Annotated in this window: 11 protein-coding genes and 1 pseudogene; 10 read left to right on the plus strand and 2 right to left on the minus strand. The window is 58.7% G+C overall.

Translation table 11 applies throughout. The annotated features are described in order from the left end of the window. Positions 1–56 precede the first annotated feature (56 nt). Positions 57–1349: a translesion error-prone DNA polymerase V subunit UmuC gene (gene umuC / locus ACLH0J_RS11475; protein WP_411392810.1), complete on the minus strand. Its 1293-nt coding sequence runs from the start codon at positions 1347–1349 to the stop codon at positions 57–59. Between the two features lie 149 nt (positions 1350–1498). Between umuC and ACLH0J_RS11480 the strand changes: the two genes are divergently transcribed. The 5 genes from ACLH0J_RS11480 (at position 1499) to ACLH0J_RS11500 (ending at position 6988) form a co-directional block, all read left to right on the plus strand. Further along, positions 1499–2533 (plus strand): tyrosine-type recombinase/integrase, encoded by a 1035-nt coding sequence (locus ACLH0J_RS11480; protein WP_411392065.1) that lies wholly within the window; start codon positions 1499–1501, stop codon positions 2531–2533. Continuing rightward, positions 2533–4209 (plus strand): hypothetical protein, encoded by a 1677-nt coding sequence (locus tag ACLH0J_RS11485; protein WP_056791207.1) that lies wholly within the window; start codon positions 2533–2535, stop codon positions 4207–4209. The genes ACLH0J_RS11480 and ACLH0J_RS11485 overlap by 1 nt, the downstream gene beginning before the upstream one ends. Beyond that, positions 4206–6095, plus strand: coding sequence for a hypothetical protein (locus ACLH0J_RS11490; RefSeq protein WP_056791204.1), 1890 nt, complete (start codon positions 4206–4208; stop codon positions 6093–6095). Before ACLH0J_RS11485 ends, ACLH0J_RS11490 begins: the two co-directional genes overlap by 4 nt. Then, a complete protein-coding gene (locus ACLH0J_RS11495; protein WP_056791201.1) occupies positions 6092–6499 on the plus strand; it encodes a TetR family transcriptional regulator in 408 nt (135 codons plus the stop codon). The genes ACLH0J_RS11490 and ACLH0J_RS11495 overlap by 4 nt, the downstream gene beginning before the upstream one ends. Before the next feature lie 258 nt (positions 6500–6757). Continuing rightward, complete coding sequence (locus tag ACLH0J_RS11500) at positions 6758–6988, plus strand: hypothetical protein (RefSeq protein ID WP_056791198.1); 231 nt, start codon at positions 6758–6760, stop codon at positions 6986–6988. Here the strand turns inward: ACLH0J_RS11500 and ACLH0J_RS11505 are convergent. Further along, complete coding sequence (locus ACLH0J_RS11505) at positions 6985–7644, minus strand: TetR/AcrR family transcriptional regulator (RefSeq protein ID WP_056791196.1); 660 nt, start codon at positions 7642–7644, stop codon at positions 6985–6987. The genes ACLH0J_RS11500 and ACLH0J_RS11505 overlap by 4 nt on opposite strands. 119 nt (positions 7645–7763) lie before the next feature. Here ACLH0J_RS11505 and ACLH0J_RS11510 point away from each other — a divergent pair, with 119 nt between their 5' ends. From ACLH0J_RS11510 to ACLH0J_RS11530, 5 genes and pseudogenes are all read left to right on the plus strand, one after another. Further along, entirely contained in the window at positions 7764–8765 is a 1002-nt protein-coding gene (locus ACLH0J_RS11510; RefSeq protein ID WP_056791193.1) for an HlyD family efflux transporter periplasmic adaptor subunit, read from the plus strand. Next, positions 8762–10554 (plus strand): annotated as a pseudogene (locus ACLH0J_RS11515) (ATP-binding cassette domain-containing protein). Before ACLH0J_RS11510 ends, ACLH0J_RS11515 begins: the two are co-directional and overlap by 4 nt. After that, the gene (locus ACLH0J_RS11520) at positions 10551–11687 is read left to right on the plus strand and encodes an ABC transporter permease (protein WP_056791187.1); all 1137 of its coding nucleotides are present in this window, start codon (positions 10551–10553) and stop codon (positions 11685–11687) included. The pseudogene ACLH0J_RS11515 and the gene ACLH0J_RS11520 overlap by 4 nt, the downstream one beginning before the upstream one ends. A gap of 4 nt (positions 11688–11691) precedes the next feature. Then, complete coding sequence (locus tag ACLH0J_RS11525) at positions 11692–12807, plus strand: ABC transporter permease (RefSeq protein ID WP_056791185.1); 1116 nt, start codon at positions 11692–11694, stop codon at positions 12805–12807. A 14-nt stretch (positions 12808–12821) separates the two neighbouring features. Next, the gene (locus ACLH0J_RS11530; RefSeq protein ID WP_150570762.1) at positions 12822–14345 is read left to right on the plus strand and encodes an efflux transporter outer membrane subunit; all 1524 of its coding nucleotides are present in this window, start codon (positions 12822–12824) and stop codon (positions 14343–14345) included. Positions 14346–14437: the final 92 nt, after the last annotated feature.

Below are 14437 nucleotides of genomic sequence, written 5' to 3' on the forward strand. Positions count from 1 at the left end.
ATCACTCCGTCGCGATAATCTGACTTTGTAAAGTAGCGTCCGCTTAGGCCGGAGCGCTACCTAGCCTTGACCGTCCACAACTGATCCATTTTGGTCGTGTAGCTCTGACTCATCAACTCCCGGCGCATAGCCCAATCTGGCGCCGCCGGCACGCTGGCCAGGCGCAGAACTCCCTTTCCCCAACGGCCATTGATCTCATCTAGGACGGTCATCACCTTGTCCGCCATCACAGGCTGGGAATGCGCGAACAGATCATCGGTGAATTCGCCAGGCTGCCGTAAATCCATCAGCAAAACCTCCGCCTTGCTGTATTTGTAGCCCGGACGGAAGAGGCGATTGACCGCTTCAGTTGCAGCCTTCGTCATGAGTCGCACGTCGTTTGTTGGATACGGGAGTTCGACCAGTGCGCCGTTCGCGTACTTCGCTTCTTGGGGATTGAACATGCCTGTCCTGATACTCACGCGGATCTTCTTGCACAGCGAGTTTTGCGCTCTGAGTTTCTCCGCCGCGCGTTGGGTGTAGGTGGCAACGGCCTCCTTGATCGGCTCGATCTGCGTGAGCCGGGTGCCGAACATCCGGCTACAGCAAATCTCTTGCTTGGGTGGGTCAGCTTCGCCCAGTTCCAGACAGGAGGTACCGGCAAGCTCCCGAGCGGTTTTCTCGATGACCACACTGAATTTCTGCCGAAGCATCCACGGATCGGCTTTCGCCAAATCCATGGCGGTCTTGATGCCCATCGTTTCCAAGTGGGCCTTCATGCGCTTGCCGATGCCCCAGACCTCGCCGACATCCGTGTTGCGCAGCGTCCAGTCCCGTTTGAAAGGATCGCACAGATCCACCACACCACCGGTGATGTCCAGCAGCCTTTTGGCGGTATGGTTGGCGAGCTTCGCCAGCGTCTTGGTGCGTGCGATGCCTACACCGACAGGAATGCCAGTGTGTTTTAGAAGCGTGGATCGCATGTGCCGTCCGAATGCAGACAGATCGCCTGGGACGCCGGTCAGATCGGCAAACGCCTCGTCAATGCTGTAGACCTCAAGCGCAGGCACCAGCGATTCGATGATCGCCATGACGCGTTCGCTCATGTCGCCGTATAAAGCGTAATTACTGCTGAAGGCCACGATCCCATGCCGGCGTAGATGGTCTTTGATCTGGAAGTACGGCTGGCCCATTTTCACAAAAGGCTTGGCGTCGTAGCTGCGCGCAATTACACAGCCGTCGTTGTTGGACAGCACAACGATGGGTGTCTTTGCCAGGTCGGGCCTGAAGACGCGCTCGCAGCTCGCGTAGAAGCTGTTGTTCTGGGGCTTGCGAAGAGTTAGGAGAAAAGTATCATCCTGCCAACATATTAGAAATCGCTTTGTTTAAGCGCTGTTGGAGGAAAGAGATGGAGTTGCTTCGGGCCACTGAGTCCTTGGTGATAGGAGGTCGTCCATACCCTGGATTCCCGATCTTGCTGTGGGACACCATGGCTAGTTGTGTGCACGCGAACGAGTTTATGCGCCACTATCTCCTCCGAGGAGCCATAGGATCTAAGAAGTCTTGGCCAAGCACGGGGCGTGCTTTATACGACTATTTCAGCTTCCTCCAGGCGCACGAACTCGACTGGCAGGATGTAGATCGAGGTGAGGCCAAGAGCATAGTCGTGGGCTACCGGGATTACTGCTTGGTAGAGTGTCAGTTGGCACGTTCTACCACCCGCCAAAGGCTCCATTATGTGTGCAAGTTCTACGAGTTTGCTCAGCGCCAGGGATGGGTGAGCAAGCTGCCGTTCGGACTTGAGGAGCGGAAAATAAATGGCGAGTCAGGTTTTCTGGCTCACGTTGCTGCCAATGGTGGAAAAGCACTGGTGAACGACATCATGCCCGTGAAGCACCGAGTGCTGCCCAAATTTCTCAGCATGAACGAGATTAAGGCGCTGCTGGCAGAAGCAGAGAATCTGCATCACCGAATGATGATCCGCCTGGGTCTTCATACTGGGCTGAGGCGGGAAGAAATCGCATCTTTTCCCTTGTCCTATGTCTTCGATCCCGACAAGGCCGGCAAATCTGAGCGAAACATTAGGATTCATCTCGATCCGCAAGATGGTAGCGGTATGCGCACCAAGGGGAGCAAGCCGCGTGAGATTTACATCAGTCGGCGTTTCCTCATGGAGCTCCATCGATACGCAGTGCAAGTTCGTGGTGAGCGGGCTTCGCTGACCCATAACCAGCACAAACCATTGTTTCTGAATCAGCTTGGTGAGCCCTACGCCGATGATGGAAAGCGCATTGAGCGCATTGTCCGTGACATTGGAAAACGAGCGAACCTCAGAGTACATCCGCACATGCTTCGCCACACCTATGCAACTCATACGCTGGTCGCTCTTCAGCGCAATGGCCGAGAGGTGGAGCCGCTCGTGTTCTTGCAGCGGCAACTCGGTCACAGCTCCATCCAAACGACGATGATATACCTGCACCTGATCAATGAACTCGCTGACAACGCGGTACTGGCTTACGATGACGAGCTTGCAGATGGCATGGACGCAGTTTAATGGGTAAGCGAAAGATCTTTGTTAAGACCGACCTCAGCGTGCCCCAGGTGGAACATAGTCGTGACTCAGTGGGTGCAGTTTTCGTACTTCCTGAAGCGCTTCCACCTACAACTACGAATGTCGATTTTGGGAGGAACCCTACCGGCTCTAGAAACTACGATTTCGCGTCGTGGTACGGGGCTGGTATCGATTCAATCACCTATGCCTGCCAGCGACAGATTGAGCGATATCTCGCCAAGCAAGACAGCGAAATCGAGCCGAGTACCGTAGCGAGCATCTGTAAAGGTGGCCTACGTCACTTTCTCAATTTTATGACTCTGCGAGCCACTGCGCTTGAGCGTGAGCTAGTGCTTGGAGACATTAATCGCTCCTTAGTCGACGATTTTCTCGGGCACCTCGCGGGCCTTGGCATCGCTACCCTCAGTCAGCGAAGTCACTACACGTCTGCGAAATCCGTCCTGAACGCGCTAGGTAGCAGAGGGATAATTTCTCTGATCACCTCAGGGGACGACGCAACCTTCCCAAGAAATCCCTTCCCAAGTAGTGGTAGAAGCAAAGGGGAAACGTCACTGCCCAAGCGCCAACGGCAGGCGTTTGCTTCAGCATTGAAGCAAGCAGTTGCACCGATATGGAAAGATGACGCTGTACTAAGTGGTGAGCTTTTGGCCTACGTACTGTTGACCATCGCACTGCATACAGGGCGCAACTCCACCCCTCTTCTAGAGATGGGGCGCGACTGCTTGCGGGCGCATCCCAAAGACGGCAGTGTATTTTTGGTTTTGTGGAAGCGCCGTGGACACACCACAAACAAGGTTGCTCTACGAACAGAAAGCGCTGACGAACGCCTCCTTGAATCTACTCCGACCATCAGAACCAATATTGAGCGCCTGATCCGCCGAGTCCTGACCCTTAGTGAATCACTACGGCCAGAAGCGCCTGACAGCATCAAAGATCTTGTATGGCTCTACCGCGTACAGCGAGGGCCAGGGCTTGGCAGCATTATTGAATTGACAGACGGGGCGCTGAAGGTAGCGACCAGAAAACTGGTAACCGACTACAAGCTTATTGACACAGATGGTAAGCCGCTTCGCATCAATATCTCACGCCTGCGCAAAACGTTTGCCAATCGAGTATTTGAATTGCTAGATGGCGATTTGACGACGACGTCAATCGCGCTCGGAAATACGCCTCAGGTGGCCGACAGAAATTATCTAGCACCGAGCACTGAAGCAAGGCGCAACTGGCGCTTCATGGGAGAGATCTTGGTGCAGGAATTACTCAGCCGGACTATAGGCGCAACATACCAAAAAACTCCCATGGGCCAGTGCGAAGACCCAGTAAATGGTCAGTACGCGCCAAAACGCCAGGGTATCGCGTGCTTCTCATTTCTCAACTGCCTACGTTGCAAGCACTACGCGATTACTGGCGAGGATTTGCACCGACTATTCAGTTTCTATTTCCGAGTATTTGCGGAGCGTGTACGGATGGGGAAACGGCGTTGGAGTCAGCAATACGCCCACATTCCCAGATTGATAGACGACTATATTATCGCCGAAGGCCTGCGGCGAGGAGCCTTCAAACCAGAAGCTGTCGAGGCAGCCCGCGAACAAGCTCGCCTAAGTCCGCATCCCTTCTGGTCAGTGGATGTCCTAGATAGCCTTGAGATTTTCTCGTGAGTGCGCATATTGCTGACGCGCCGCAGTGGGGCGAGTTGGGACTGCAGCCAGGGGATGCTCGCGAACTCTCTGTGAACGAACGTGAAGCACTCATCATTAGCGCCATCCGGGTAGGAAGCGATTGGGTCATCCTCAGTCGATACCGTGACATGACTTGGCGGTTAGAGGGGTTCACCAGCAACGTGCCAGACGGTGTACGGGAGATCGACTTCGGTCGCGTCCCCATTGAATTTGTTCTGGTGATGAAGTCCGTCATGTATCGGTATCTACGCCGTGGCCGTGCCGGACAAAAACGCCCATCGGCAAGTACAGTGCGCAACGTTTTTGAAAACAGCCTGCCGTTTTTGCGGCACATAAGCACGTGCAAGATCGATCACTTCGGTGCGATAACACCAATGATCTGTGCAAATTATGTCTCTGAGTGCCGGGCTATCCGTCAAACACGGCGAAGCAAGGGAAAACCCTTATCTGCCAGTGCGCTTGAACGGCGCTTTTTGGCTGTGGAAGCCCTCTACGATCTGAGCCAATACACCCACGACCCAATACCTAGAAACCCTTGGCCTGATACGTCGGCGCGCGCAATGTCGGGGGGCCGTTCGCGGAGCGAAGAGGCCGGCAAGACCCCATTATTACCCGACGATGTATTTTGCGCTCTATTCGAGAAGGCCCATGAGCAGGTTCGGCGTGGTAATGCCTTGCTCGACATCTACGATGATCTAGAGCGCGTCTCTGCGGAGCGTCATGGGCAAGTAACCAGAAGCATTCAAGAGGCGAAAACTCGTCGACTTGTTGCTCTTGGCTGGGGCGAAGGGCTTGGGGAGTTCAACCAAGCGATCCAGAGCCTCAGAACTGCATCTTACATTGTCATAGCTAGCACTTCCGGCTGCCGAAACCATGAGTTGGCGAACGTTATGGCCGGAGCTCACCACAGCACTGAAGACGATGAAGGCACCGTCTACCATTGGCTTCGCTCAACGTCGGAAAAAACCGACGCGGGCCTCCATGATTGGATGATTCCTGAAAGCACAGTATCTGCGGTGCGCCTAATGGAGCGTTGGGCAGCTCCCTACCAGGCGATGATTGCTGACGAAATCGCGAGGCGATGCAGCGTCAATCCGGCTGACCCGCAAATCACCGAAGCGCAAAAGCATAGGCACGCGCTCTTTCTGGGCGTAACTTCCACGAAAAACAACCTAGTCAGAACTCTCTCGGGCTCGTCCTGGAACAGGTGTCTGAAAGCCTTCGCAAAGAGTTGTGGCCTTAGTTGGAATCTCGCGAGCCACCAATTCCGCCGAAAATTTGCCAACTACGCTGCGCATAGCAAATTCGGCGACCTGCGCTACCTCCGAGAACACTTCGCTCATTGGTCGATGGATATGACGTTAGGTTACGCCATGGATCAGGAATGGGGTCAGCATCTCGATATCGAGCTTTTTGAAGATATCCAGTTCGAACTCGAGGACATCAAGTCTGGTGTGGTTAGCGGCTGGTTGGGTAAGTCACCTCTAGGGGGCGGTTACGGAAGATCAATCAAGCAATGGCACCGAGATCCTAAAAATCTCGCCATTTTCAAAAGCCATGCCTCGATGGTTAAGTCGATTGCCGAGAGCACCTCGATCCGAAGTAATGGCCACTCCTGGTGTACTGCTGATGATGACGGTTGCGTCGGCAATACAATGGAAAGAACGCGCTGTAGCGGCTGCGACAGCTCTGTGATTGGTGTCCAGCATGCTGGGGTCTACCAAGGACTCTTCGATAACCTAAAAGGATTGTTGGATTTTAAAGACATCGGCGAAGGTGGCCGCCAGCGCGTTCTGCGTGATTTGGATCGCTGTCGGAATGTACTGGAACAGCTTGAATTTAAACCGGAGATCGATGACGAATGAAAACAACACGCAAGACATCCGACAGTCGTGAACGAGATCTGCGTCTTGCGTTAGCTCGTATTCAACGTGGCCGAGCCCATACAGGTGAGTCCAAAGTCACTATTGCCGCAGTAGCTCGTGAGGCCGGAGTCTCAACGGCGTTGATCCATAACCACTACCCGAATGTGGCCGAGGCAGTCCGCGAAGCTCAGGGCCGTTCTAGTCGCGCCCAACGTGACGTAAAGCATCAGGATCTCATAGCGGAACGCGAGAAAAATAAACTGCTCCGCCAAGAGCTCGAAGAGCTACGCCTGAAAACCGCTGACCTCGCCTCGATTAATGAAGTTCTGATGGCAGAACTGCGAGCCCTAAAAGCAAGGAGCGGTGACCTTAAAATAGTAGCCCTGCCCTCCCATAAAACGTGACCCACAGATTAAACGGTCTGTAATTTTTGTTCCGAGCCGCCAGATGCGAAATTGCACTTCACTTGACCACCTGTTTGCATTCGACCTGACCACAGATTGCATCGGATTTGACCAGCACGCTTCGTGGCCGTGACCGACAGAGAACGGCCAAAAGCAACCTTTCGATAATGGCTCTGTACAATTGGACTGATATGGGCTTGCGAGAATCACCCTTGAGCTGCGCATCGCCGCCATTTCGTAGGAGACGCCGAATCGGTTGTGAAATCTCCTCTCGTAGACCTCAAGCCGTTTGCCGATGCGCCCATGATGGTGGGCGGTTATCTGACCACCATCATCGCCGCCATGATCCCGCCCCTGTGGCACAAGCTAATGACACCCAAGGTGTTGGCCTGGGACCGCCACTACGCCAGTGCCGAAGAGCGCGTGCTGGCGCGCGAGGCCAATGCCCGCAGCGGCATTGCGCAACTGATGACAGCAACAGCGCCTTAGCCCGGTTCTGCGCGGAATCTGCGCCCTGCGGCTTCCAGTCCCGCCAGGGCGAAGTGGTACAGGTGCTCGACGGTTTCTTCGCGCGGCAGTGCGCTGATTTCCTGAATAGGGCCGGGAATATTGCGTTGCCCAATCAGTAGCATCAGGCAAGGCGCGACAACGCTAAGCAGGCAGCGCAGCAGGGCAGGGTTGCCCATGGGAATACCGGTGAGCTGCGCGACGAGGCCCAGGATCAGCGACACCTTAATCGGCACCTCCGACTGCATCAGCACCTGCAGGTGCGAGGAGGGCGCAAAAAATTCCGAGGCCAGCACGGTGAGGTGCCAACTGTTGGCGTCGCCCATTGTTTTGGGCACCAGTTGTTCAAACAGGCTTCTAAGTTTTTCCGATGCCGGCAGCTCGCTTTCTGCGATGTGCTGCAATGCGGTCACATCCAGAACGCGGCGGTGCGCTTCCACCAGCACGGCCTGATAGAGCCCGTCGCGTCCGCCGAAGTGGTAATTGATGGAAGCCAGATCCACCTCAGCCTTGGCCGCAATGGCCTTGCTGGTGGTCTCGGCAAAGCCTGCCGTGCCAAACAGCGCCCCTGCCGCCTCCAGAATTCGAGCGCGGGTAACTTCGCCGTCGATACGCGCGGCGCGGGGACTTTTACTCATCTAGCCTTTCCATCAAACAACCCAGGATCCGGTGATAGTGCTTGAGTTTTAGTTTAAATTCAATTTAACCTAGGCTGTCTTTACCTCCCTGTCGCTCTCATGTCTCGTGGAAATACACCATGAAAAAACTGCCAGTCATCCTCGTGGTCCTTGGCGTTGTAGCCCTGGCGTTCTGGGCCGGGCTGCAGTTCAGCTCGGGCAAAAAAGACGACGGCCTGGTGCTGCATGGCAACGTCGATATTCGCCAGATCTCGCTGGCCTTCGATGGCAACGGCCGCATCGCTTCGCTAAGCGTCGATGAGGGTGAGGGGGTGCACAAGGGCGATGTGGTGGCTGTTCTCGATACCCGCACGCTCGAATTGCAAGCCGAGCAGGCGCAGGCGCAGATCGAGGTGCAGCAGCAGAATCTGAAGCTGCTGCGCAGCGGTTCACGGCCCCAGGAAATCGCCCAGGCGCGCAGCCGCACACTGGCGGCGCAGGCCGATGCCACGCGTGCGGCGCAAGACCTGGCGCGCCTGCAAGGCATCGCCGATTCCACCAAAGGCCGTGGCGTCAGTGCCCAAGACCTCGATCGCGCCAAGAGCAGCGTGCAAGTGGCGCGGGCCACGGTAGCTGAGCGCCAGGAGGCCCAGCGCCTGACCGAAATCGGCCCGCGCCAGGAAGAGCTAGCCGGTGCAGAGGCTCAACTGAAGGCCTCGCAAGCGCAGTTGGCGCTGTTGCAACACCAGGTTGAGCAAGGCCAACTCAAAGTACCTGCCGATGCCGTGGTGCGTTCGCGGTTGCTGGAACCGGGCGACATGGCCACCCCGCAACGCCCGGTGCTGGCATTGGCATTGACCGAGCCCAAGTGGGTGCGCGTGTACGTCAACGAGCCGGACCTTGGCCGCGTCAAACCCGGCATGAATGCCAGCGTGTTTACTGATGCCTCTCCTGACCGGGCCATCGCCGGCACGGTGGGTTATATCTCCTCCGTGGCCGAGTTCACCCCCAAAGCCGTACAAACCGAAGAGCTGCGCACCAGCCTGGTGTACGAAGTGCGCGTGCTGGTTAAGGACCCCGACAACGCACTGCGCCTGGGCCAACCGGCCACCGTCAAGTTGGCCACTGGCGCCGTGCAATGACCGACGCCGCCATTACCGTTGCGGCCAAGGGTTTGCGCAAAACCTTCGAAGCGCCGGGCGGTGGCCCGTTGCATGCGGTCAACGACATCGCGCTGACCGTGCGCGCGGGCGAATTGACGGCGCTGGTTGGGCCCGATGGCGCGGGGAAAACCACCCTCTTGCGCATGATGGCCGGGCTGCTAAAGCCCGACGCCGGCAGCCTGCACGTGCTGGGTATCGATGTGTCGGCGCAGCCACAGACGGTGCAAGACCGCATCAGCTACATGCCCCAGCGTTTCGGCCTGTACGAAGATTTAAGCGTGGAGGAAAACCTCAACCTCTACGCCGATTTGCATGGCGTGCCGCAGGCGGTTCGCCGCGAGCGTTTCGCCCGCATGTTGGAGATGACCGACCTCACGCGGTTCACCGATCGCCCGGCCGGCAAACTGTCCGGCGGTATGAAACAAAAGCTTGGCCTGGCCTGCACCCTGGTGCGCTCGCCCGATTTGCTGTTACTCGACGAGCCGAGCGTGGGCGTCGACCCGCTGTCGCGCCGCGACTTGTGGAAAATCGTGCAGCAGCTGGTGGATGACGAAAACCTCAGCGTGATTATCAGCACCCATATATGGATGAGGCAGAGCGCTGCGCCAACGTATTCGTGATGCACGAAGGCAACATTCTGGCCGAGGGCACGCCTGCGGCGCTGACGCAAAAAGCCCATGGCTTGACCTACGTGGCGACACCCCCGGCAGGCATGCCGGCGCGCGACCTGCAGGCGCGTTTGCTCGACGCCCGCGACGCGATAGTCGATGCCGTGCCCAAAGGCGGCGCTGTGCGCTTTATCCGCCAGACCGACACCGACGGCCCTGCGCTGGAAACAGTGCTGGTCGGGGTGGCCTACCAGCAACGGCAACCTGAGCTCGAAGACACCTTCATGATGATGCTGCGTCAGCATCACGAAAGCGCGCAGGCGACGCCGGTACCTGAAGCAGCGAACCTGGCTGAACATGCGAGCGCCGGCACCGCGACCCGCAAAACCGATGGTAAACCCGCCATTGAGGTGCAAGATCTGGTGCGCACGTTTGGTGATTTCACCGCCGTCGCCAGCACCTCGTTTGCAGTGGCGCGCGGCGAGATATTCGGTCTGCTCGGCCCCAATGGCGCTGGCAAAACCACCACCTTTCGTATGCTTTGCGGGCTGCTGCCGGCCACCAGTGGCCAACTGCAAGTGGCCGGGTTGAACCTGCGCAACGCCCGCACCGAGGCCCGTGCGCGCATCGGCTACGTATCACAAAAATTCGCCCTGTACGGCAACCTCACAGTGCTGGAAAACCTCGAATTTTTTGGCGGTGCCTACGGCCTGCGTGGCGCAGTGCTGCAGCAGCGCATCGCCGCCACCCTCGAGCAATTCGAGCTCAAAGCAAAAGCCGTCAGTGGCCTGCTGCCAGGCGGTTACAAGCAGCGGCTGGCCATGGCCACTGGCCTGCTGCATGAACCGGAAATCCTCTTTCTCGACGAACCCACCAGCGGCATCGATCCCCTGGCCCGGCGTGCCTTCTGGCGCACCATCACCGCGCTGGCGCAGAGCGGCGTGACCATCATCATCACCACGCACTTTATGGAAGAGGCCGAGTACTGCGACCGCATCGCCATTCAGGATGCCGGCAAGATGCTTGCGCTTGGCACCCCGAGCGAGGTGCGCGAGCAGGCCGGTGGCGCTGCCGGCAACGACATGAACAGCGCATTTATCGCCATCGTGGAACAAGGCCGCGCCGCCAGCCGCCCGACAACCGAGGGCGCGCACCCATGAGCACCCGTGCATCAGGTTTCAGCAGCCGGTTTACCGCGCTGCTGCGCAAGGAAGTGCGGCAGTTGCTGCGCGACAAAAGCAACTTGGCAGTGGGCTTGCTGTTGCCGTTGGCGCTGATTCTGCTGTTTGGCTACGGCCTTTCGTTCAACGTGGAAAATGCGCCGGTCGCGCTGGTGCTGGAAGACCATTCGGCCACCGCCCGTGACGTGGCGGCGGGGCTTGAGGGCTCGAAGTACTTGGCGCCGGTGTGGGTGGCCGATATGCCCGAAGCCGAGCGGATGCTACAGGCTGGTGAAGTGGACGGCATTGTGCGCATCCCGCTGGATTTTTCTCGGCGTCTGGCGGCTGGCGATGCGCGTATTCAGTTGATGCTCAACGGCGTCGACTCCACGTCCGCATCGATTATCGAAGGCTATGTCAGCGGCGCCATTGGTGGCTGGGCGCAGCAGCAGGCTGACCGTGCTGGCAACAAACCCGCAGCTGGTGGCAGCGTGGAAGTGGTGCAACGCATGTGGTTCAACGAAACCGGTGAAAGCCGCTGGTACCTGGTGCCAGGCTTGATCGTGCTGGTGTTGACGCTAATTGGTGCATTCCTGACCTCGCTGCTGATCGCCCGCGAATGGGAGCGCGGCACGTTGGAGTCGCTGTTTGTCACGCCGGTGCGGCCACTGGAGTTGGTGCTGTCCAAACTGGCGCCGTACCTGGTGATCGGTGCCATCGACTTGGTGATGTGCTTGCTGGCCTCGTCGTTTTTATTTCATGTGCCGATACGCGGCTCGCTGGTCATTATCGTGCTCAGTTCGATGCTTTACCTGACGGTGTCGTTGCTGCTGGGTTTGTACATTTCCGGCGCCACCCGTAACCAATTCCAAGCCAGTCAGATGGCGCTGCTCACCAGCTTTATGCCCGCCATGATGCTGTCCGGTTTTGTCTTCGACTTGCGCAACGTGCCGGTGGTCATTCAGGTGATTAGCCAACTGTTGCCGGCCACGCACTTTATGGCCTTGATCAAAACCCTGTTTCTGGCGGGCGACCACTGGCCGACCATCGTGCGCAGTTGTGCCGTTCTTAGCCTCTATGCGCTGGTGCTCACCTGGGCCACCACGCGCACCTTGCGCAAAACACTGGAGTGAGCCGATGAACGCGTTTTTAGCGAGCCTGGCGCAGATCGGTGCGCTGGTACGCAAGGAGCTGATCGCCCTGGTCAAAGAACCGGCCAGCCGCGTGGTGCTGATCGGCCCGGCGCTGGTCCAGGCGCTGCTGTTCGGTTACGGCGCCACCTATGACCTCAACAGCGCGCCCTACGCGGTGCTGGACCAAAGCCACGGGCAGGCGTCTACCGAACTGTTGGCGCGGCTGGACGGCACCGGTGTATTCAAGCGGGTCGCCACGCTCACCAGCCCGGCGCAGATCGCCACGGTGATCGATGACGGCAAGGCGCTGATGGTGTTGAGCATTCCGTCCGACTTCCAGCAACGCCTGGCGAGCCAGCAGCGTGCGCCGCTGCAAGTGATTTTGGACGGTCGCAATTCCTCGTCCGCCGGCCTGGCGGGCGGCTATGTGGGTTCCATCGTCGCCGACCTCAATGGCTCATTGGGCGGCGCTGCGCCGGGTATCACTATTGAGCGGCGCGCCTGGTTCAACCCCAACCTTGAGTCGCAATGGAACCTGATGCCGGCGCTGATTGCCTCGTTGAGCATGCTGCAAACGCTGCTGCTCGCGGCACTGTCGGTGGCCCGCGAGCGCGAGCAGGGCACCTTTGACCAGTTGCTGGTTACCCCGCTAACGCCGATGCAGATTCTGCTGGGCAAAGCCGTGCCGGCGATTGGCATAGGGCTCTTGCAATCGACGATTATTTTTCTGGTGATCCGCTTCTGGTTTGACGTGCCCATGACCGGCTCGGTGGCCTTGCTTTATCTCGGCCTGGTGACCTTTACCGTGGCGGCAGTGGGCCTGGGGCTTTCGATTTCGGCGGTGTCGCTGACCATGCAGCAGGCAATGCTTTACACCTTTTTGCTGATCATGCCGCTGATGCTGCTCTCGGGCCTTCTCACCTCGGTGAAAAACATGCCGGTGGTATTGCAGATCGCTACCTACATCAACCCGCTGCGCTTTGGTACCAGCATCGTGCGCCGGGTGTACCTCGAAGGCGCGACGCTCGCCGATGTAGGGCTCGATTTTATTCCCTTGCTGCTGATGGGCGCCGTCACGCTGCCACTGGCAGCCTGGCTGTTTCGCAACCGACTTTCCTGATTCAGGTGCCTGCCATGTCCGACTCTCAGCTGTTTGTTTATCGCCCTGCACGCCTGGCCCTGCTGGTGTGCGCCGTGGCGCTGAGTGCCTGCGCCGTCGGCCCCGACGTGGTCAAACCCACGGCGGCGGCGCCGGACGACTGGACCACCTGGAGCAGCGCCGACCCTTCGCTGCGCGCGTCTGCCGGTGTGACGCAAGCACCCCACGCCGCGTGGTGGAAAGCATTCGCCGACCCGGTGCTGGACCGTTTGCAGACGCAAGCTGTACAAGCCAGCCCCGACCTCAAGACCGCCTCGTTACGCTTCGCACAAGCGCGGGTGCAGCGCAGTACCGTCTCCGCGCAGCGCCTGCCGGAAGTCGGCGTTAGCGGTTCGGCCACCCGCCAACGGCAAAGTGAAACCGGCGCCGGCACCCGCTTGATCGACGCAATAGGCACCGGTAGCAACGCCGACGACCTGAAAAAGCTGCTCGCCGAACCCTTCACCCTGTACCAGGCTGGTTTCGACGCCTCGTGGGAGTTGGACTTGTGGGGCCGCATCAGCCGCTCCGTCGAGGCGGCTGATGCCGATATCGCGCAGCAAGCCGCCTTGCTTGAGTTGGCCCGCCAAAGCCTGGCCAACGACGTGGCGCGTAATTACTTCGAGCTGCGCACTACTCAGCGCCAGATCCGCCTGGCCCGTGACGACATCGCCGCGTTGGATGAGCAGGTAGAAATTCTGTCTGCCCGAGTGCAGGGCGGGGTGCTCGACCACCTCGACCTCGAGCGCCAACGCGCCGAGCAAGCGGCGCTTAAAGCCCAATTGCCAGCCCTGCTGGCGCAAGAAAGCGCCAGCGCCAACCAACTCACGCTGCTGCTGGGTGAGCGCCCTGGCGCCTTGCATGACCAGCTACTGCCAATCGAAGAAGACCGCCCCAGCACTATGCCCGACCTGACCCTGGGCCTGCCCTCGGAAGTGGCGTTACAGCGCCCGGATATTCGCGCCGCCGAGGCCGCGCTGACTAGCGCAACGGCGGATATTGGCGTGGCACAGGCAGCGTTGTACCCGAGCATTCGCCTGGGTGCGAAGTTTGGTTATGAGTCGTACCTGAGCGGGGAATTCAGCGACTGGGGCAGCCGCACCTGGTCGATCGGGCCCAGCCTGGACCTGCCGCTGTTCGACCACGGTCGGCGCAAAAGCGTGGTGCAACTGCGCGAGCTGCAACAGCAGGAAGCGGCTGTGACTTACCAACGCACTGTGCTCAAAGCCTGGCAAGAAATCGACGACGCGCTTAGCGCCTACAGCGCCGAGCAGCAACAGGCGCAGCAACTCGACCTGCAGGTGAAAAGTGCCGGTGAGGCCTATTCATTGGCGCAGGCCCGCTATCAGGGCGGCACGATCGACTTCAGTTCGGTGCTCGACAGCCAGCGCAGCTACTTGCAGGCGCGGCGCAGTCTGGTGGCGAGTGAGGGGCGGTTGCGCACGCGCTTTGTGACGATCAACAAAGCGATAGGATCCCCGTTACAGGCGACCGGCCGGGGCTCCGAGCAGGCCCGATAAGCTACGTCGGTTCTCACTGAAAAGTAACGCGCGGTAAAGGCCACGAATGCGCCCGGCGCCTGTCGCGGTCTAGGCGTTACTGCGATTAATAC

Origin of the sequence: Pseudomonas sp. MPB23 (genome assembly GCF_046605395.1) — a bacterium.
Classification (GTDB): domain Bacteria; phylum Pseudomonadota; class Gammaproteobacteria; order Pseudomonadales; family Pseudomonadaceae; genus Aquipseudomonas.

Coding starts and splice junctions, on each gene's coding strand:
- ACLH0J_RS11480 (WP_411392065.1), top strand. CDS start 1,499: ATGCGCCACTATCTCCTCCGAGGAGCCATAGGATCTAAGAAGTCTTGG.
- ACLH0J_RS11485 (WP_056791207.1), top strand. CDS start 2,533: ATGGGTAAGCGAAAGATCTTTGTTAAGACCGACCTCAGCGTGCCCCAG.
- ACLH0J_RS11495 (WP_056791201.1), top strand. CDS start 6,092: ATGAAAACAACACGCAAGACATCCGACAGTCGTGAACGAGATCTGCGT.
- ACLH0J_RS11505 (WP_056791196.1), bottom strand. CDS start 7,644: ATGAGTAAAAGTCCCCGCGCCGCGCGTATCGACGGCGAAGTTACCCGC.
- ACLH0J_RS11510 (WP_056791193.1), top strand. CDS start 7,764: ATGAAAAAACTGCCAGTCATCCTCGTGGTCCTTGGCGTTGTAGCCCTG.
- ACLH0J_RS11520 (WP_056791187.1), top strand. CDS start 10,551: ATGAGCACCCGTGCATCAGGTTTCAGCAGCCGGTTTACCGCGCTGCTG.
- ACLH0J_RS11525 (WP_056791185.1), top strand. CDS start 11,692: ATGAACGCGTTTTTAGCGAGCCTGGCGCAGATCGGTGCGCTGGTACGC.
- ACLH0J_RS11530 (WP_150570762.1), top strand. CDS start 12,822: ATGTCCGACTCTCAGCTGTTTGTTTATCGCCCTGCACGCCTGGCCCTG.